The 19,670-nt window shown below is 65.2% G+C and carries 17 protein-coding genes and 1 pseudogene; 12 read left to right on the forward strand and 6 right to left on the reverse strand.

Going from position 1 to position 19,670, the window contains the following annotated elements:
* The first annotated feature begins 8 nt into the window (after positions 1–8).
* Positions 9–1,958 carry a MacB family efflux pump subunit gene (locus tag AC3A6I_RS03290; RefSeq protein ID WP_487541757.1) on the forward strand — a complete coding sequence of 650 codons (1,950 nt, stop codon included), beginning with the start codon at positions 9–11 and terminating at the stop codon, positions 1,956–1,958.
* Positions 1,959–2,482: 524 nt separating this feature from the next.
* On the opposite strand, the gene AC3A6I_RS03295 is transcribed toward AC3A6I_RS03290, so the two are convergent.
* Complete coding sequence (locus tag AC3A6I_RS03295; RefSeq protein WP_487541758.1) at positions 2,483–3,460, reverse strand: AraC family transcriptional regulator; 978 nt, start codon at positions 3,458–3,460, stop codon at positions 2,483–2,485.
* Between the two features lie 163 nt (positions 3,461–3,623).
* Here AC3A6I_RS03295 and AC3A6I_RS03300 point away from each other — a divergent pair, with 163 nt between their 5' ends.
* The 6 genes from AC3A6I_RS03300 (at position 3,624) to AC3A6I_RS03325 (ending at position 9,991) form a co-directional block, all read left to right on the forward strand.
* Positions 3,624–5,000 carry an FAD-binding oxidoreductase gene (locus AC3A6I_RS03300; RefSeq protein WP_487541759.1) on the forward strand — a complete coding sequence of 459 codons (1,377 nt, stop codon included), beginning with the start codon at positions 3,624–3,626 and terminating at the stop codon, positions 4,998–5,000.
* Between the two features lie 554 nt (positions 5,001–5,554).
* On the forward strand, positions 5,555–6,376 hold the full coding sequence (locus AC3A6I_RS03305; RefSeq protein WP_487541760.1) for a cytochrome c oxidase subunit II: 822 nt from the start codon (positions 5,555–5,557) through the stop codon (positions 6,374–6,376).
* Between the two features lie 48 nt (positions 6,377–6,424).
* A complete protein-coding gene (ctaD, locus tag AC3A6I_RS03310) occupies positions 6,425–8,194 on the forward strand; it encodes a cytochrome c oxidase subunit I (RefSeq protein ID WP_487541761.1) in 1,770 nt (589 codons plus the stop codon).
* Positions 8,191–8,895 (forward strand): cytochrome c oxidase subunit 3, encoded by a 705-nt coding sequence (locus AC3A6I_RS03315; RefSeq protein WP_487541762.1) that lies wholly within the window; start codon positions 8,191–8,193, stop codon positions 8,893–8,895. The genes ctaD and AC3A6I_RS03315 overlap by 4 nt, the downstream gene beginning before the upstream one ends.
* A 15-nt stretch (positions 8,896–8,910) precedes the next feature.
* Positions 8,911–9,627, forward strand: coding sequence for a heme-copper oxidase subunit III family protein (locus tag AC3A6I_RS03320; protein WP_487541763.1), 717 nt, complete (start codon positions 8,911–8,913; stop codon positions 9,625–9,627).
* Positions 9,628–9,634: 7 nt separating this feature from the next.
* On the forward strand, positions 9,635–9,991 hold the full coding sequence (locus AC3A6I_RS03325; protein ID WP_487541764.1) for a cytochrome C oxidase subunit IV family protein: 357 nt from the start codon (positions 9,635–9,637) through the stop codon (positions 9,989–9,991).
* A gap of 64 nt (positions 9,992–10,055) precedes the next feature.
* Here AC3A6I_RS03325 and AC3A6I_RS03330 read toward each other — a convergent pair whose 3' ends face one another.
* Positions 10,056–11,243 (reverse strand): mandelate racemase/muconate lactonizing enzyme family protein, encoded by a 1,188-nt coding sequence (locus tag AC3A6I_RS03330; RefSeq protein WP_487541765.1) that lies wholly within the window; start codon positions 11,241–11,243, stop codon positions 10,056–10,058.
* A 200-nt stretch (positions 11,244–11,443) separates the two neighbouring features.
* On the opposite strand from AC3A6I_RS03330, the pseudogene AC3A6I_RS03335 reads away from it, so the two are divergent.
* A pseudogene (locus AC3A6I_RS03335) lies at positions 11,444–12,676 on the forward strand (malic enzyme-like NAD(P)-binding protein); the annotation flags it as partial.
* A gap of 17 nt (positions 12,677–12,693) precedes the next feature.
* On the opposite strand, the gene AC3A6I_RS03340 reads toward AC3A6I_RS03335, so the two are convergent.
* The 4 genes from AC3A6I_RS03340 to AC3A6I_RS03355 form a co-directional block, all read right to left on the reverse strand.
* Positions 12,694–13,086, reverse strand: coding sequence for a GFA family protein (locus AC3A6I_RS03340; RefSeq protein ID WP_487541766.1), 393 nt, complete (start codon positions 13,084–13,086; stop codon positions 12,694–12,696).
* 113 nt (positions 13,087–13,199) lie between these two features.
* The gene (locus tag AC3A6I_RS03345; RefSeq protein WP_487541767.1) at positions 13,200–14,216 is read right to left on the reverse strand and encodes an Hsp33 family molecular chaperone; all 1,017 of its coding nucleotides are present in this window, start codon (positions 14,214–14,216) and stop codon (positions 13,200–13,202) included.
* Positions 14,217–14,455: 239 nt separating this feature from the next.
* A complete protein-coding gene (gene argF / locus AC3A6I_RS03350; RefSeq protein ID WP_487541768.1) occupies positions 14,456–15,391 on the reverse strand; it encodes an ornithine carbamoyltransferase in 936 nt (311 codons plus the stop codon).
* A 76-nt stretch (positions 15,392–15,467) separates the two neighbouring features.
* A complete protein-coding gene (locus tag AC3A6I_RS03355; RefSeq protein ID WP_487541769.1) occupies positions 15,468–16,655 on the reverse strand; it encodes an acetylornithine transaminase in 1,188 nt (395 codons plus the stop codon).
* Positions 16,656–17,048: 393 nt separating this feature from the next.
* On the opposite strand from AC3A6I_RS03355, the gene AC3A6I_RS03360 reads away from it, so the two are divergent.
* From AC3A6I_RS03360 to AC3A6I_RS03375, 4 genes are all read left to right on the forward strand, one after another.
* Positions 17,049–17,597: a GcrA family cell cycle regulator gene (locus AC3A6I_RS03360; RefSeq protein ID WP_487541770.1), complete on the forward strand. Its 549-nt coding sequence runs from the start codon at positions 17,049–17,051 to the stop codon at positions 17,595–17,597.
* Between the two features lie 65 nt (positions 17,598–17,662).
* Positions 17,663–18,466, forward strand: coding sequence for a class I SAM-dependent methyltransferase (locus AC3A6I_RS03365; RefSeq protein WP_487541771.1), 804 nt, complete (start codon positions 17,663–17,665; stop codon positions 18,464–18,466).
* A 134-nt stretch (positions 18,467–18,600) separates the two neighbouring features.
* Positions 18,601–18,837, forward strand: a complete 237-nt coding sequence (locus tag AC3A6I_RS03370) for a hypothetical protein (RefSeq protein ID WP_487541772.1) — start codon at positions 18,601–18,603, stop codon at positions 18,835–18,837.
* Between the two features lie 73 nt (positions 18,838–18,910).
* Positions 18,911–19,477, forward strand: coding sequence for a DUF1697 domain-containing protein (locus AC3A6I_RS03375; protein ID WP_487541773.1), 567 nt, complete (start codon positions 18,911–18,913; stop codon positions 19,475–19,477).
* The last annotated feature ends 193 nt before the right edge of the window (positions 19,478–19,670 follow it).

The following is a 19,670-nucleotide window of genomic DNA, read 5'->3' on the forward strand; positions in this document are numbered from 1 at the left end:
CCCAGCCGATGACCGATCCCATCATCTCGATCCGCAAGCTGCGTCGCGAGTTTCCGGCGGGCAGCGAAAAGATCACCGTGCTCAAGGACATAGATCTCGACATCTACCCCGGCGAGATGGTCGCCATCATGGGCCAGTCGGGCTCCGGCAAGTCGACGCTGATGAACGTGCTCGGCTGCCTCGACAACGACTGGACCGGTGAATACCGGCTTGGCGGCCGCAACGTGGCGGCGCTGAAGCCGGACGAACTGGCCGAGCTGCGGCGCGAGTATTTTGGCTTCATCTTCCAACGCTACCAGTTGCTCGCCGACCTCGACGCGGTAGAAAACGTAGAGATGCCAGCCATTTACGCCGGGGCGCATAAAGCGCGGCGACGCGAGCGGGCTCACAAGCTGCTCGAGCGGCTGGGGCTGGGCGAGCGAATGACGCATCGGCCGAACGCCCTGTCGGGTGGCCAGCAGCAGCGTGTGAGCGTAGCTCGGGCGCTGATCAATGGCGGCGACATTATTCTTGCCGACGAGCCGACGGGTGCGCTCGACAGCCGGAGCGGCAAGGAATTGATGAGCCTGCTCAAGGAGTTGAATGCCGAGGGCCACACCATCATCATCGTCACGCACGATCCGTCGATCGCCGCCGAAGCCGGCCGGGTCGTCGAGATCAGCGACGGCGAGATTCTCTCCGACCGGCGCAGCGATGGGGCGGTGCGCGCCGCGTTGCCGGTCGAACCGATCAAGAAGATTCCGCGCTGGCGCGAGGCGCTGGAGCGGACGGGCGAGGCGTTCCAGATGGCGCTGCGGGCGCTGTCGAGCCATCGGCTCCGCACCTTCCTGACCATGCTGGGCATCATCATCGGCATTGCCTCGGTGGTGTCGGTGGTGGCGCTGGGGCAGGGCAGCCAGCAGGCGGTGCTGGAGCGGATCAGTTCGATCGGCACCAACACGATCAATGTGCTGCCGGGCGCGAGTGCGGCCGATCGGCGACGTGATGCCATCCGCACCCTGGTACCGGCCGATGCCGAGGTGATCGCTGCCAAGGGCTTTGCCGACAGCGTGACGCCGCAGGTCTCGTCCAGCGGGCAGGTTCGCTATCGCGGCGTTTCGGCCAACTCGCAGATCCAGGGCGTCGGCTCGGATTATTTCCGCGTCAACAACCGTAACTTCGTCGCCGGCACGAGCTTCGATGCGGCGAGCATCGACCAACTGGCGCAGGAGGCGGTGATCGACACGACCGGCCGGGACACGCTGTTTACCGATGGGCAGGACCCGCTGGGGCAGGTGGTACTGGTCGGCAACGTGCCGCTCCGCATCATCGGCGTGGTCGAGGCGAGCACCAACAATTTCGGGCCGCAATCCAACTCGATCAGCATCTGGATGCCTTACTCGACCGCGATGTCGCGTATCCTCGGGCAATCCTGGTTGTCCTCGATCACCGTGCGGGTGTCCGACACGGCGGATGTGGCGCAGGCCGAGGCCGAGATCGAGGCGCTGCTGACCCAGCGGCATGGTGCCACGGATTTCAGTCTGCAGAATACCGACACCATCCGCGAGACGATTCAATCGACATCCCAGACACTTACGCTGCTGATCTCGGCGATCGCGGTGATCTCGCTGGTGGTCGGCGGCATCGGGGTGATGAACATCATGCTGGTCTCGGTGCGCGAGCGGACGCGCGAGATCGGCGTGCGCATGGCGGTGGGTGCGCGGCAGGGCGATATCCTGCAGCAATTCCTCATCGAGGCGGTGCTCGTGTGCCTGATCGGCGGCACCATCGGCGTGGCGCTGTCGCTGGGCATCGGCTTTGGCGTCGAGCATCTGATCGAGGGGCTGAGCTTCATCTACTCGCCCACGACGATTGCCGCGGCCTTCATCTCCTCGACCCTGATCGGGGTGGTGTTCGGCTTCATGCCGGCCCGTTCGGCGGCGCGGCTCGACCCGGTGGTGGCCCTTGCCAGCGAGTAAATTGAACGATTGAACGGAATTCGTTCAATTCGTTCAGCGGCGGCGATGTTCGTATCCACGTGGCCCCCCGGCGTCTTTGTCAGGAGGATTCTCGCATGTGGAGCGGCGAGGGGGACAAGTGGGCGGAACCGCAGGCGGTAGGGACTTTGGCCGTTGGTGCCTGGTGTGAAGGCGCTCGAGAGCGGCGGCCGGTGGCGGGTAAGGTCAGAATCCCATACCCACTTTGGCCGCCAGTCTGCCCCCTTCATTAACGAAATCTGAACGGCGGTTGCGCCGACGGCCTCACCAGATGACCGGGATCCAACGGAGCGGACGCGCTCCATGTATTCGGCATAGCCGGGCAGCTCGCGGGCGAGCGTGCCGGCCGGCCAGAACAGCAGCGCCAGCATCACGATGAGTATGACGGCGAGCGAACCGAGGCCGCGGATCAGGTCGGAGATTGGGACGGGGCGAGCTTCGGGCATGACAGCCTCCCTTGCGGCAGCAGTTCACGCCGGTCCGGGAAGGGCGGGGAGGCTCGGGAGCTACCTGAGGCCCAGGGCTCGGCCTTTGCGCCATGTGCCAGGAGGTACGCCGACGAAGCGTTTGAAGGCGCGGTGGAAGGCGGCTTCGGATTCATAGCCGAGCTCGGCGCCGGCCTGCGAGATGCTGATGCCCGGGCTTTCGAGCTTGCGGACCGCCAGCTGCATGCGCCAGGCGGTGACGTATTGCATCGGCGAGGTGCCGACCAGTTGGGAGAAGCGGTTGGCGAGCGAGGAGCGTGAGCACCCGGCGCTGCGGGCGAGCCGGTCCAGCGACCAGTCTTCGGAGGGCTGCGAGTGGATCAGCCGCAGCGCCTCGCCGACATGGCGGTCGCGCAGCCCGGCGAGCCAGCCCTCGGACCCCTCGGGCAGGGCCTCGATGTGGGACCGGATCACCTCGACGAACATCAGTTCGCTCAGCTTGGCGAGGATGGTCTCCGCGCCGGTGCGGCCGCTGTTTCCCTCGGCGACCGCGTGCTGGAAGAGGTCGGTCATCCAGGCGCTGCCATCCATCGGCCGGCGGGCGCAGAGGATTGCCGGGAGCGAGGACAGCAGCGGGTTGAACGGCCGAGCGTCGCAGCCGAGATAGCCGCAGATGAAACGGGTGCGCTCGTCCCCCTCGCCTCCGTGGATGACTTTGAAGGGCAGGTGCGTGTCGGTAGGCCGGTAATACATGGCCATGTTCGGCTGACCCCGCTCGCCGGGCGCCGAACTCATCACGTTGGACGACCCCTTGGGGAAGACGACGACGTCGCCGGCATGCAGCCGGACCGGTGGCACGGAGTCATCGCCGAGGCCGGCCCAGCATGAGCCGGAGACGACGGCGTGAAACGAGATGATGTGCTGCGCTTCCGGCATGACCTTGGCGGCGATCGCCTCCGTCGGGGGCGACTCGCCCACGAAAGGGGCACCGGCATCGATATCGAAGAAGATCGCGCCGGTAAGCCGAACCGCACGGAGGACATCCGACAGCACGTCCATGGTGACCCAACCCGATTGTTTTGCGAGCCGTTCAGTCCTCTCAGGCGGCGACCGCGCGCGGCTCCGAAAGGCAAGTATAGCAGAACGAGCAAGATAAAAGTAGGATTCGGCATTTATTCGGCGAAGCAAACATGCGCTGCTGGGCGGGGGCATGGAGGCCGAAATGAAGCAGGAAGATTCCGCCCAGTTTTCAACGGGTTTGCGCGGCCCGGTTATTGATCGCGGCAACCCTGGATACGATGAGGCGCGCAGCCTCTACAACGGTATGATCGACAAGCACCCGCTGCTGATCGCGCAATGCGCGGACGCCGGTGATGTTATCGCCGCGGTCAATTTCGGGCGCGAGCGTGGCTTGCCCATCGCGATCCGCGGTGGCGGGCACAACGGTCCCGGGCTGGGCAGCGTCGATGATGGCCTGGTCATCGACCTGCGGAACATGAAGGGCGTGCGGGTCGATCCCAAGGCACGCACCGTGCGTGTCGGTCCGGGCTGCACGACAGGTGATGTCGACCACGCCACGCACGCCTTCGGGCAGGCCGTACCATTCGGGATCATCTCGACCACTGGCGTCGCCGGGCTGACGCTTTCGGGCGGCCACGGTTATCTCAGCCGGCAATACGGCCTGGCCGTCGACAACCTGATCGAGGCGGACGTGGTGCTGGCCGATGGCAGTTTCGTCACCGCCAGCGAAACCGAGAATGCCGACCTGTTCTGGGCCCTGCGTGGCGGCGGCGGGAATTTCGGCGTGGTCACCAGCTTCCTGTTCCGCACCAATCCGGCCGCGACGATCTATGGCGGGCCGATCGTCTACGACATCGACGACGCGGCCGAGGTGATGCGCTGGTATCGCGACTTCGAAAAGCGTGCACCACTCGACTTCTACATCTTCCTCGGGCTGCAGACGGTGCCGAACACGGAACCATTCCCGATGGAGCACTGGGACAAGCGCATGTGCGTACTGCTGGTCTGCCATAACGGCGAGAACGGCGAAGCGGAGGTCAACGCGATCCGCGCCGAGCTGCCGACGCCGTTGTTCGACTGGTGCGGGCCGATGCCCTACACCGCGCTCCAGAGCCTGTTCGATCCGTTCTATCCCAAGGGGCTGAACTGGTACTGGAAGGGCGATTTCGTGAAGACACTGCCCGACGAGGCGATCGACGCGCATGTCGAGCATGCCCGGAACGGCAACGTCTACTCCTGCATGCACCTCTATCCGATCGACGGGGCCGTGCATCGCAAGCAATCGGGCGATACGGCCTGGAGCACGCGCGATGCGACCTGGTCCATGGTGATCGTGGGCCTCAGCCCCGAGGCCGGCGATGTGGCCTCGATCACGCAGTGGGCCAAGGGCTACTGGAGTGCGGTGCACCCGCACAACCTTGCCGGCGCCTATCCCAACTTCATGATGGACGACGAGGGCGATGCCCGGGTGCGCGCCGCGTTCGGGCCCAATTACGAGCGCCTGGCCTCGCTCAAGCGCCGGTATGATCCGCAGAACCTGTTCCGGGTGAACCAGAACATCCAGCCTGCGTCGGACTAGGGCCCGCGGGACCCGTCGCTGGATCCGAGGGGCGCCCCACCACCCCGGATCGAGCGGGCGGAGGCGGGCATGATTGTCCGCCTCCGCCCGCCCAGCAGCCCTGGCTGGCCTGAGCGAGCGATACCCGACCATCAAGCGCTCCCGTCTGCTGCTCGACAGCGACCGGGACGGCGCCTCCGAAAGGGACTCGACGTCCTGCTCGATGGCCCCGCGCCCTAGGCATAAGGGCCTGGTTGCGGCCTGTGATCGAGGGCCAATGGAGCGCGCCGAACCCCGCAAAACAGCCCTGTCCACCGGCCTCTTGCCGGTGCGGCAATGGTGCAATTGACAAATCGGACACGCCGGTGTGATCATTCGAGACAGTGCCGAAGTGTCTAGACATATGCGGCTCTATGGCCCGTTAGGGCCTGTTATCAGGGCTGTATTTGTTCCGGTGGCGATGCGGGGAGGCATGGCCGAGGCGAACATGTGATCAGCCCCAGCCAATCGACATTCCCGCAGCGCCTGTCTGCCTTCTGATTCATTCCGATAGCCCTGAAAGGCGAGGATGAACGATGGTACTAGCAGTCGTTTTCGTCCTGATCGTTGTTGGCTCAGTTGCGTTCCATTTCCTGAGCCCGTGGTGGTGGACACCGATTGCCTCGAACTGGGGCTATATCGACAACACCATCCTCGTGACCTTCTGGATCACCGGCGCCGTGTTCGCCGCGGTGGTGCTGTTCGCGGCCTATTGCCTGTGGCGCTTCCGGCACCGCGAGGGGCACAAGGCGGCCTACGAACCCGAGAATCGCAAGCTCGAGAACTGGCTGATGGGGCTCACCGCCATAGGCGTTGCGGCCATGCTCGCGCCCGGCCTGTTCGTGTGGCACCAGTTCATCAGCGTGCCGGCCGAGGCCAGCGAGGCCGAGGTGCTCGGCCAGCAATGGCAATGGGCCTTCCGTCTGCCGGGGGCTGACGGCAAGCTCGGCCTGACCGATACCAAGCTGGTCGGGCCGGACAATCCCTATGGTATTCACCCAGACGACGCCAACGGTCGCGACGACGTGCTGATCGAGGCCGACTACCTGCACCTGCCGATCGACAAGCCGGTCAAGATGCTGCTGCGCTCGACCGATGTCCTGCACGATTTCTATGTCGCCGAATTCCGCGCCAAGATGGACATGATCCCCGGCTCGGTGACCTATTTCTGGTTCACCCCCACCCGCACCGGCCAGTTCGAGGTGCTGTGCGCCGAGCTGTGCGGCACCGGCCATCCCTATATGCGCGGCGGCGTGGTGGTGGACACCCAGGAAGATTACGACGCCTGGCTCGCCAGCCAGCAGACCTACGCCCAACTTTATGCGCCGGAGGTAGTCGAGACGGCCCAGCTTCCTTAGGACCGCCCCTTCCAGCGCGACCTCACATCAGTGCGAGGAGGCACTCTGATGGTCGACGCCACTCACGGGCCCGATGCCCATGCTGTCGAGTTCCCGGATGCAGAGCTCTACCATCCGCGCAGCTGGTGGACGAAGTACGTCTTCTCGCAGGACGCCAAGATCATCGCGGTGCAATACGCGTGCACGGCGCTGGCCATCGGGTTCGTGGCGCTGGTGCTGAGCTGGCTGATGCGCATGCAACTGGCCTTCCCGGGCTTTCTCGATTTCATCGACGCCAACGCCTACTATCAGTTCATCACCATGCACGGCATGATCATGGTGATCTACCTGATCACCGCGCTGTTCCTCGGCGGCTTCGGCAACTACCTGATCCCGCTGATGCTGGGCGCGCGGGACATGGTGTTCCCCTACGTCAACATGCTCAGCTTCTGGACCTACCTGCTGGCTGTGCTGCTGCTGGCCGCCAGCTTCTTTGCGCCGGGCGGGCCGACCGGAGCGGGTTGGACGCTCTATCCACCGCAGGCGATCATGACCAACACGCCGGGGCAGGAAGCCGGCATCGTGCTGATGCTGTTGTCGCTGATCGTGTTCGTGATCGGCTTCACCATGGGCGGGCTCAACTACATCGTCACGGTGCTGCAGGGCAGAGCCCGCGGCATGACGCTGATGCGCATGCCGCTGACCGTGTGGGGCATCTTCGTCGCCACGGTGATGGCGATGCTGGCCTTTCCGGCGCTGTTCGTCGCCTGCATCATGATGCTGTTCGACAAGCTGCTCGGCACCAGCTTCTTCATGCCGGCGCTGGTCGAGATGGGCGAGCAGCTCGCCCATTCCGGCGGCAGCCCGATCCTGTTCCAGCACCTGTTCTGGTTCTTCGGCCACCCTGAGGTCTATATCGTCGCGCTGCCCGCCTTCGGCATCGTGTCGGACCTGATCTCGACCCATGCGCGCAAGAACATCTTCGGCTACCGCATGATGGTTTGGGCGCTGGTCATCATCGGCGGGCTGAGCTTCATCGTGTGGGCGCACCACATGTATGTGAGCGGCATGAACCCCTGGTTCGGGTTCTTCTTCGCCACGACGACGCTGATCATCGCGGTGCCCACCGCGATCAAGGTCTATAACTGGGTGCTGACGCTGTGGCGTGGCGACATCCACTTCACCCTGCCCATGCTGTTCGCGCTAGGCTTCCTCGTCACCTTCGTCAATGGCGGGCTGACCGGCCTGTTCCTCGGCAACGTGGTGGTCGACGTGCCGCTCTCGGACACGATGTTCGTGGTGGCACATTTCCACATGGTGATGGGCGTGGCGCCGATCCTCGTGATCTTCGGCGCCATCTATCACTGGTATCCCAAGATCACCGGTCGGATGCTGGATGAGACCATGGGGCTGATCCATTTCTGGGTCACCTTCATCGGCGCCTACCTGGTCTTTTTCCCCATGCACTACCTGGGCATCATGGGCGTGCCACGGCGCTATTTCGAGTCCGGCGACATCTCGTTCCAGCCGCCCTCGGCGCACGATCTCAACATCTTCATCACCGTCTGCGCGCTGATCGTCGGCGCGGCCCAGCTGCTGTTCATCTTCAATTTCCTCTGGTCGATCCGCAACGGCAAGCCGGCGGGCGGCAATCCATGGCGGGCGACCACGCTCGAGTGGCAGACGCCGGAGACGCCGCCGGCGCACGGCAACTGGGGGCGCGAACTGCCGGTGGTCTATCGCTGGGCCTATGATTACAGCGTGCCGGGCGCGGCCGAGGACTTCATCCCGCAGAACCAGCCCGGTCCGACGCCGGCCCATCACGAGGGCAACTCATGAGCGCCGTCATCATGCTGTTGGCCACCCTCGCGGCATTGGCCGGCTGGTGGCTGGCGCGCCAGCGGCTGTTCGCCAAGCCGTGGCTGGAGCAGGGTGTGATCGAGGGCGTGCCGGATTTCCAGCTGTCGCGCGATCCGGCCAAGCGCGTCGCCATCGGCTTCCTGTTGGCGATCATCGGCGCAATGTTCACCTTGCTGATCGGCGCCTGGTTCATGCGTCGCGACCTCGGCGACTGGCAATCGCTGCCTCTGCCCGACATCCTGTGGGTGAATACCGGCGCACTGGTGCTCAGCTCCATTGCGCTGGAATGGACGCAGCGGTCGGCCCGGCAGGGCAGCATGGCGCAGGTCCGCCTGGGGCTCGTCGCCGCATCGGTGCTGGCGGTGGGCTTCCTCATCGGGCAGCTCGTCGCCTGGCAGCAATTGTCGGCGGCCGGCTTCATCGTCGCGGGCAACCCGGCCAACAGCTTCTTCTACCTCGTCACCGGCCTCCACGGCCTCCATATCGTCGGCGGGCTGGTTGCCCTCGGCTGGGCCGCCAGCAAGGCCTGGCGCTCCGACAGCGTCGCCACGGTGCGGCTCAACGTCGAGCTCTGCTCGACCTACTGGCTGTTCATGCTGGTGGTCTGGGTGGCGCTGTTCGCCCTGCTGGCCGGCTGGGCCAGCGATTTCGTCGATTTCTGCCTCGCGCTGCTGAGCTGATGCCGGAGCCCAACCATGTCCAACCCCGCCGCAACCCACACTGAGCCAGACGCCCGACCCGGGCTGGCCGGCATCGTCTCCGACTGGTCCTCGGACAAGACCGCCTTCAAGACGGCGTCCTGGGGCAAGGCGATGATGTGGATCTTCCTGCTCTCGGACACCTTCATCTTCTCGTGCTTCCTCATCGCCTACATGACGGTGCGGATGTCGACGAGCGAGGCCTGGCCGAACCCCAGCGAGGTGTTCGCGCTCGAGATCGGCGGCGTGCACATGCCGCTGCTCCTCATCGCCATCATGACCTTCGTGCTGATCTCATCGAGCGGCACCATGGCGATGGCGGTGAACTTCGCCTACCGGCGCGACCGCGTGAAGACCACGGCGCTGATGCTGCTGACGGCCCTGCTCGGCGCGACCTTCGTGGGCATGCAGGCCTTCGAGTGGAGCAAGCTGATCTCGGAGGGCGTGCGGCCGTGGGAGAACCCGTGGGGCGCGCCGCAGTTCGGCTCGGTGTTCTTCATGATCACCGGCTTTCACGGCACCCACGTCACCATCGGCGTGATCTTCCTGCTGCTGATGGCACGCAAGGTCTGGCGCGGCGACTTCGACAACGAGCGGAAGGGCTTTTTCACCAGCCGCAAGGGTCGGTGGGAGATCGTCGAGATCACCGGGCTCTACTGGCACTTCGTCGACCTGGTGTGGGTCTTCATCTTCGCATTCTTCTATCTCTGGTGAGACAGCAATGGCACAGGCAGAAGCACACGCAGAACTGGCAACGCAACCGGCGGCGCACGCCGAGGGCCAGCAGCATCCGATCCGGCTCTACCTGATCGTCTGGCTCTGGCTGTTCATCCTCAGCGCCTGCTCCTACGCGGTCGACCTGCTGCAGTTCGAGGGTTACCTGCGCTGGTTCGCCATCGTCATGCTGATGCTGGGCAAGGCCGGGCTGATCGTGGCGGTGTTCATGCACATGGCCTGGGAGCGGCTGGCCTTTGCCTACGCCATCCTCGTGCCGCCGGTGCTGGTCCTGGTCTTCGTCATCCTCATGGCCTTCGAGGCCGACTACACGCTGTTCACCCGCCTCAACTTCTTCGGCTGAGACGGCGTGTTGATGCTCCTCCCGCGCGGCGCGGGGAGGATCAGGAGAGGTCGGAACCCGAGGCCTAGTCCCAGATCGGCTCGTCCTCCCAGCGGTGGGCGGCGAGCCAGTCGAGGTCGAGGTCGACGCCGAGGCCGGGAGCGTTGGAGACCTGCATCATGCCGTTCCTGATCTCCAGCGGGTTGGGATCGGCCCATTCCAGCGAGGTGGCGCGGCGCGTGCATTCGATACGCGGGCAGTTGAACACGGCGGCGGCGAGCTGCTGGCTCGAGGCGTTGAGCAGCAGGCCGCTGACATTGTGCAGGGTGATCGGGGTACGGTAGAGCGCGGCAAGATCGGCGATGCGCTTGGTGCCGGTGATGCCGCCCGAGTTGACGATGTCGGGCTGCAGGCAATCGACGGCCTGGTGTTGGAGGAACGGCAGGGCGTCTTCGGGCAGGGCCTGGTTCTCGCCGGTCATGATCGGGATGCGGGTCGAGCGACGCAGCGCCATCCAGTTCTCGGAGTAGCCGGGTTGCATCGGGTCTTCGTAGTAGATCGGCCGGATCGGCTCGACCGCTTCGGCGACGGCGATGGCGCTGGGTGTATCGAGCTCGCAGTGGCAGTGGACGATGATGTCGACCTCCTCGCCCAGGTGCTCGCGGGCGAGCTCGTAGGAACGGCGGACCTTGCGGATGTCGCCGGGCGACAGGGTCGTCACTTGTTCCTGCATCCTGGAGCCGATGGCGGCGTGGATATCGACCTTGAAGGTCTTGAAGCCGTGCTTGTCGGACTTGAGGTCGGCGGCGATGTCGGGCCAGGCGCCGGCATCGGTCATATCGAAATGCGGGCAGTGCGAATAAAGCTCGATCTCGGAGCGGAAGGCGCCGCCGAGCAGCTTGTGCACCGGCTGGTTGAGCAGCTTGCCGGCGAGATCCCACAGGGCCATGTCGAGGCCGGAGCACACCATCATCTGCGGTGGGCGCTGCGCATAGGCATAGAACATGTTGTGATAGTGGACCCCGATATCGAGCGGGTCCTTGCCGATCAGCTGCAGATGCGGCAGGCGCGCACCGCCCTTGGCGTGGGTGTGTATCGCGGCGCGAACGAGATCACCCGAGAGGTTGCCGCACTCCCCATAGCCGGAAATGCCGGCATCGGTGTCGATGCGCACGAGGCAGAAGCCGCTCTCGTGTCGCATGGCCTTGATATCGGTGATGGTCGCCTGTCCGCGGTCGGTCTCGGACAGGTGGCCCGATGTCGTCGTCTGCATGGTGAAGTCCTCCCTCTGGCGGCATCTTAGCGGGTGGGGAGGTGCGGCTGGCAATTAGACCCTCGTTCCGGATGGAGTTCGGCCGGCTCCTGATGAGGGCAGAGACTGCGGTTATCCGTTGGGCTTAGCCCCAAGGTTGATCTGTGCATTTGCGGCGGCTGCTGCATAGCTGGCATACCACTGCAGCATGGGCCGATTTGATGACGCGCGAGAACCAACCCACCCTGACCGAGATGGCCCTTCAGTTCCATGAGGCGCCGCAACCGGGCAAGATCGAGATCATTGCCAGCAAGCCCTTGCGCGACAAGCACGATCTGTCGCTCGCCTACTCTCCGGGTGTCGCCATTCCCTGCGAGGCGATCGCCATCGAGCCGGCAGCGGCCTACCGCTATACCGGCAAGGGCAACCTGGTCGCCGTCATCTCCAACGGCACGGCGGTGCTGGGGCTGGGCAATATCGGGGCGCTGGCGAGTAAGCCCGTGATGGAGGGCAAGTCGGTGCTGTTCAAGCGCTTTGCCGGCATCAACTCGATCGACCTCGAGATCGACGAGCTGGACCCGGCAAAGCTCATCGACATCATCGCCTCGCTGGAACCGAGCTTTGGCGGCATCAATCTCGAGGACATCAAGGCGCCCGACTGCTTCACCATCGAGGAAGAACTGCGGGCGCGGATGGATATCCCCGTGTTCCACGACGACCAGCACGGCACCGCGATCGTCGTCGCGGCCGCGGTGCTCAACGGGCTGGAGATCGTCGGCAAGCGCATCGGCGAGGTAAAGATCGTCACCTCCGGCGCGGGAGCCGCGGCCATTGCGTGCATGAACATGCTGATCGCGGTGGGCGCCCGGCGCGAGAATATCTGGCTGGCCGACTCCAAGGGCCTCGTCACCGAGAAGCGGCGCGGCACCATGGACCGATGGCGCACCGAGTTCGCCCAGCACTCCGAGGCGGTTGAGCTCGCCGACGTGATGGACGACGCAGATATTTATGTCGGGTTGTCCAAGGCCGGCGCACTGCAGCCCGATATGCTGAAGCGCATGGCCAGGGACCCGATCGTGCTGGCGCTCAGCAACCCCATCCCCGAGATCATGCCCGAACTGGCGCAGGCGACGCGCCCGGACTCGATCATCTGCACCGGCCGGTCGGACTATCCGAACCAGGTCAACAACGTGCTCTGCTTCCCCTTCCTGTTCCGCGGCGCGCTCGACTGCGGGGCTACCACGATCAACGAGCCGATGAAGGCGGCGGCCGCCCGCGCCATTGCCGACCTGGCGCGGGGGGGCGGGGAGACGCTGCAGAACGACCGGATCATCCCCGATCCGTTCGACCCGCGGCTGATATCGGTCGTTGCACCCGCAGTGGCGAAAGCGGCGGCCGAGAGCGGCGTGGCGCGCTGGCCGATCGAGGACCTGGCCGAGTATGCCGAGAAGCTGAAGACGCTGCTGCCGGCCTAATCCTCCGAGCGGCTGTCGCTCTCGCGGTTGCGCACGTAGCTGTGTGCGAACGGGAAGGGCGGCAGCCAGGATTCGCGGCGGACGGTCCAGAGTTCATAGGTCGGCCTGAGCTGGTCCGGTGCGTCGAACGTGCCGAGGTGCACTTCGATCTCATCGTCGCTGCTGGCGAAGATGGAGGAGCCGCAGTTCGGGCAGAAGTTCCGGCCCTGATATTCGCGCGTCTCGCCTTCGATGCTCACGGCGCTTTGGGGGAAGATGGCGAAGGTGCCGAACAGGCTGCCGCTATGCTTGCGGCAATCGAGGCAGTGGCAGATGCCGACGCGATAGGGCCGGCCCGTCGCGACGAGGCGGACATTGCCGCACAGGCACCCACCGGTGAAACGGTCCATGTGGGGTCCTCCTCTCTCAGTGGGTGTGGCCACCCCCACCCACCCGCTACGCGGGTCCCCCCTCCCCACAAGGGGGAGGGAGTCCTGACTGCAAGGCCGCTACTACTGGCCGCTTAGTGCGTGTGCCGGTGTTCGGCGTCGCCGAATTCGTGCGGGTGGAAGTGGTAGTCGGTGGAGCAGAACTCGCACACCACTTCGATCTCGCCATCGACCACCATGTCGGCCCGCTCCTCGGCGGTGAAGTTGTCGCGCAGCATGCTCTCGATGCGCTCGGCCGAGCAGGTGCAGCGCTCCTCGAGCGCGATCGGCTCGAACACGCGGACGCCCGGCTCGTTGAACAGGCGGAACAACAGGCGTTCGGCCGACAGGTCGGGGTCGGCGAGCTCGTCGTCACCGACGGTCGAGAGCAGCGAGCGGGTCTGCGTCCACTTGTCGTCCTCGACGAAATGCGGATCGGCCGTCTCGGGATTGTTGAAATCGCCGTCGCCGGGCAGGTCCGGCATCATCGCCTGGCCGTGCGGTGGCAGGAACTGCACGAGAGCGCCGCCGGCGCGCCAGCGCGGGCCGCCCTGGCCGCGCACCGAGTGCTCGGCGACGGCGAGGCGGACCAGCGTCGGGATCTGCTCGGACTGCTGGAAATAGGCATGCGCCACGTCTTCCAGCGAGCCGCCGTCGAGCGCGACGATGCCCTGGTAGCGCTCCATGTGGCTGCCCTGGTCGATGGTCATGGCGAGATGGCCCTTGCCCAGCAGCTGCGCCGTCGAAGTCTCGCCGCGCTGGATTGCCTGCATCACCGCATCGGCGTCGAAGCGGGCATAACCGCGCAGCCCATCGGGCGCGTCGAGATCGACCACGATCAGGTTCACTGGACCATCGGTCTGCGTCTGGAGGATGAAGCGGCCCTCGAACTTCAGCGACGAGCCGATCAGCGCGACCAGCACCACCGCTTCGCCGAGGAGGCGCGCGACCGGGGCAGGGTAGTTGTGGCGGTTGAGGATGGCATCGAGCGCCGGGCCGAGCCGCACGACGCGGCCGCGGCTGTCTAGCCGGTCGAGGGTGAAGGGCACCACGACGTCATCGCCCGACTCCGGGCGATCGAGGCCAAAGGCACTGAGTTCTGTCTGCGTCATCGCAAAATCTCCGGGTGGCGGGGAGAGATGCCGCGCACCGTGCATGTTCGTACTGACCTTCGTGGCACTAAAATGCCGAAGGGGCCCCTCTTCATCCTTCCCTGCGAGAGCGGGGGAGCGGGACCAGCGAAGCTGGTGGAGGGGGCGGCCACAACCACCGGTATTTCCCGTCGCCCCCTCCACCGCCTTCGGCGGTCCCCTCCCCCGTGAAACGGGGGAGGATCAAGAGGCTGCGACGCCTAGATGTTCTGCCGGTCCTGACCGAGGCACCAGCACAAGATGGCCTTTTGGGCGTGCAGCCGGTTCTCGGCTTCATCAAAGACCACCGATTGCGGCCCGTCTATGACGTCATCCGTCACTTCGTCGCCGCGGTGAGCCGGCAGGCAGTGCATGAACAGCGCGTCCTTGTCGGCAAGTCCCATCAGATGGGAGTTGACCTGGTAAGGTTTCAAGACCCGGCGGCGCTCGGCCGCATCGGTGTCGCCCATCGACACCCAGGTGTCGGTGATGACGAGGTCGGCATCCCTCACGGCTTCCTCGGGATCCTCGATCAGCCGCACCGCGGCGCCGGCCTTGCGGATATCGGCGAGGAGGTCCTTTTCGGGCCAGTAATCCTCGGGAACGGCGATGGTCAGCTCGGCCTCGAACAGCTCGGCGGCGTTCACCCAGCTGGCGAGCACGTTATTGCTGTCGCCCACCCAGGCGACCTTTGCGCCCTTCAGGTTGCCGCGCTTTTCCTCGAACGTCATCACGTCCGCCATCACCTGGCACGGATGGGCGCGACGGGTGAGGCCGTTGATCACCGGCACGGTGGCGGCCTCGGCAAGCTCGGTCAGGTCGGCGTGCGTCAGGATGCGGATCATGATCGCATCGACATAACGCGACATGACCTTGGCGGTGTCCGAGAGGGTTTCCTCGCGGCTGAGCTGCATCTCGGCGCCGGAGAGGAAGATGGTCTCGCCGCCGAGCTGGCGCATGCCGACATCGAAGGACACGCGGGTGCGGGTGGACTGGCGCTCGAAGATCATCGCCAGCACCTTGTCCTTGAGGAGCTGCGGCTTGTCGCCCTTCTTGAGGCGATCCTTGAGTTCGACGGCCTGGTTCAGCATGCCGCGCAGGGTGACGGCGTCGAAATCGTCGAGATTGAGAAAATGCCTAGGTGGGGTAGCGGTCATTTGGGACCTCTCCTTTTGAAACGCGCCGGGCGGGAGCTGCTGTCTCCCGCCCTTCCGAACGCGCTCACTAATTGGGTCAGGCGGTAGCTTTTTCGGCCTCGATGGCCTCGAACACGGCGGCGATCTTGCCGATCGCTTCCTCGATATCGGCTTCGGTGACGACGAGCGGCGGCAACAGGCGCAGCACGTTCTCGTTGGCGGTCATGGCCAGCAGATGCTGCTCGTCGCGCAACCGGGCCGAGACCTCGCGTACTGGCGAGGCGATCTTGATGCCGGTGAGCAGGCCCTTGCCGCGCAGCTCGAGCACCTGGTTGGGAAAACGCTGCGCCAACTGCTGCAGGTGCCACTTGAGCTTGTTGCCGACGCGCTCGACCTCGGCGAAGAAGCCCGGGGCCAGCATACGGTCGAGCACGGCATTGCCGATGGCGCAGGCCAGCGGATTGCCGCCATAGGTCGAGCCGTGCGTACCCGGCACCATGGATTTGGCGACCTCGCCCTTGGCGAGGCAGGCGCCGAGCGGGAAGCCGGCGCCGATGCCCTTGGCGACGGCCATGATATCGGGCTCGATGCCGCTCCACTCATGCGCGAAGAACTTGCCGGTCCGGCCGTAGCCGCACTGCACTTCATCGAGGATCAGCAGCGTGCCGGTCCGGTCGCAGAGCGCACGCAGGCCGCGCATGAACTCGCCGGTCATCTCGGTGACGCCGCCTTCGCCCTGCACCGGCTCGATCAGGATGCCGGCGGTCCGGGGCGTGATGGCGGCTTCGACCGCGGCGAGGTCGTTGGGGTCGAGATGCTTGAAGCCGGGAAGGGCCGGGCCGAAGCCTTCGAGATAGTGCTCGTTGCCGGAGGCGGCGATCATGCCCATGGTCCGGCCGTGGAACGAGCCGGTGAAGGCGATGATCTCGTAGCGGTCCTTCTCGCCCTTGGCCCAGAAATAGTGCCGGGCGGTCTTGACCGCGCACTCCACCGCCTCGGTGCCGGAGTTGGTGAAGAAGCAGGCATCGGCGAAGGTATTCTCCACGAGCCGCTGACCCAGCCGCTCCTGCTCGGGAATGGTGAAGGTGTTGGCCGTGTGCCAGACCTTCTCGGCCGCGGCCTTGAGCGCGGCGACCATGTGCGGATCGCCATGGCCCAGCGCGTTCACCGCGACGCCGGCGTGGAAATCGAGATACTCGGTTCCGTCCTGCGCGAACAATCGCACGCCCTCGCCCCGCTCGAACGCGAGGGGCGACCGGGCATACGTGCCGTAGAGCGCAGACATCTTCTCTCTTCCCTTTCCGGGGTTGTGTGACGGGACTGTTGCAAAAGCCCCACAAAAACCAAAAACGCGCTGCGTTTGCGCGGCGCGTTGCACGCTTTTCCATATGCCTTTGTGGAGTGTTTAAGTCAACGGACGGGGCCTTTGGCGGGCGCAAGTCCCTGATTCGACTCGGGCTTTGGGCAAGGCCTGAATCCTGCCGCGTTTTCCCCGTGTAAAACCCGCCCGACGCTTGCACCGGATTCCACGACCCGTGTAGTATCAAGGCGTTGGGACACGATATCTCGTGTGGCGGACCCTTCAAGCCTACGATACGTAGCGTATCAGGCCGTTGCTCGCGCAACGGCACGGTGAAGGAGTCAGCCCACGCCGAATGGCGGTAGGAGCTTTATTTCGATGGGCTGGACTGAAGAACGCGTCGAGCTGCTCAAGAAACTTTGGCTTGAGGGGCTGAGCGCCAGTCAGATTGCGGGCGTCCTGGGCGAAGGCGTCACGCGTAACGCAGTGATCGGCAAGGTGCACCGGCTGAAGCTTTCGGGCCGCGCCAAGCCCGCGACTTCGGCACCGCGCGTGCGCAGTGCGCCGCGTCCGGCGGCGCGCCGCGTCGCCTCGCCGGCGGCCACCTCGCGCTCGAGCGGGCTGGGCGCGGTGATGAAGGCGCGCAACACCATCAGCGCCGGCGCCATCCAGGGCGCCACCGCGCTGAAGATGGACGAGGAATTCGCGGTCGAGATGGAGCTGGCGCCACAGGCGCAGGAGCTGTTCATCCCGGTCGAGCAGCGGCTGACTTTGCTGCAGCTGAGCGAACACACCTGCAAGTGGCCGATCGGCGACCCGCTGACGCCTGACTTCTATTTCTGCGGCCAGCATTCGGACGAGGGTAAGCCCTATTGCGAGTTCCACTCGCGCCGGGCCTACCACCAGGTGGACAAGAAGAAGCGCTGAGGTTTTCGCGCTGACGGAATGAACGAGGCCGGGAGCGATCCCGGCCTTCGCTTTTGGAGGTGGAGATGCGCGAGGTGTTGTCCCGATCCTTCGGCCGCGAAGCCTTCGGGCTCGATCCGCAGAACTATCACCTGGCGCGTCCGCCTTATCCGGAACAGGTCTGGACGTTGCTGCGCGAGCGGGCTGGGCTGCGCGAGGGGAGCACGATCCTCGAGATCGGAGCAGGGACCGGACTTGCGACCGAGCGGCTGCTTGCCGCGGGGCCGAAGCGGTTGCTGGCGGTTGAACCGGATCGGCGACTGGCCAAGTTCGTGCGCGGCCGCTGGACCGACGAGCGGCTCGAGGTGGTGCCGGAGACATTCGAACAGGTGGCGCTGCCGGCGCAGGCCTTCGACCTCACCGTGAGCGCCACGGCCTTCCACTGGCTCGATGCGCCCGAGGCGCTGCGGCGCATCCACACGGCACTGCGGCCGGGCGGTGTGGTGGCCCTGTTCTGGAACGTGTTCGGCGATGCTGGTCGCCCGGATCCGTTTCACGAGGCGACGGCGCATCTGTTCGTTGGCCACCGGCCGAGCCCGTCGGGCGGCGGCACCACGGACACGCCCTACGCACTCGATACCGCCGCGCGGGTGGCAGAGTTGGCGGACGCCGGGTTCGTGCCGGCCGAGCCCGAGTTGCTGCAGTGGACCCTGACGCTCGATCCGATCGGCGTGCGGCGTCTCTACGCCACCTATTCCAACATCACCGCATTGCCGCTGGCCGAGCGTGAGTGGCTGCTCGACGGGCTGGCCGAGATCGCCGAGCGTGAGTTTGGCGGGGTGGTGTCGCGCAATATGACGACATCGATCTACACGGCCAAGCGGTCCTAATTGCTGCAAAACCGGCCCTTGGGCGGTGATAGTCTCAGGTTCTCCGCTGCCCGTTGAGGTCTCGATAACACAAGCACGCGGTTCTGCTTGCCCGTCTCCGCCGATCACGCACACTGCGCAATAGTGGGGTGACGATGACCAGAGAAATAAGAGTAGAGCCGGCCGCCTGGAAGCTGTCCACAGCCGCGCTGATCGGCGTTCTGTGCGGTCTGGCGGTGATGTTCTGCATCGAGTTCTCCGACGGGTATCCCCGCGCGGTGATGTCGGGCATCATGCGCTACACGAGCAGCGCCCTCGCCGGGGCGGCCGCCGCGATGTACATCGCCTGCTCGCGCAACCTCGTTCTCGGCGCGCGCAAGCAGCTGTGGTAGGCGCGCCACTGTTCAGATCATGACGATGCCGGGTTAGGCTGGCGCCGACCCGTCCGGCTGATTTGAGGCATCCATGACGACCAAGACCACCTATCTGGCGCTGCTGCGCGGCATCAACGTCGGCGGCAAGAACAAGGTGCCGATGGCCGGGCTGAAACAGCTGCTCGAGGAGATCGGGCTCGAAGATGTGAAGACCTACATCCAGTCCGGCAATGTGATCTTCCGCTCGACGCTTGCGGCGAGGACCGTGGCGCGTCGCATCGAGGAGGGGCTGACCAAGAGCTTCAAGCTCGACGACGCGCTGATCAAGGTGCTGGTACTGAGCCACGACGAGCTGAGGGCGGTGGTCGACAAGCGCCCCAAGGGGTTCGGCGACGAGCCCGGAAAGTATCACTCTGACGCGATCTTCCTGATGGACATCGAGGGTGACGAGGCCTTCGCGGTGTTCGTGCCGCGCGACGGCGTCGACAAGGTGTGGCAGGGCGACGGCGTGGTCTACTCGCAGCGGCTCAGCGCCGAGCGCACCAAGAGCAAGCTCGGCCGTATCGTAGCCTCGCCGCTCTACAAATCCATGACCATCCGCAGCTGGCAGACCACGCAGAAGCTGCTCGAGCTGCTCGAGGCTTCGACTAAAGGCTGAGGGCGACCGTCTCTGCGCGGCGCATTCCTGAGCATTGGCGACTAGCGGTCGGGCATGGGCCAGCATGTGCCTTTTGCCTAGGCCCGGTGAACGTAAAATAGTCATCCGAGTTATTGCGACATCCCGGTTGGAGGGGCAAATTCCGCGCCACCAGGCCGGCTTCAACCTCCCCCTCGCGAGCCGGCAATGCGGA

Source organism: Devosia sp. Soil_C_22, from assembly GCF_057657195.1.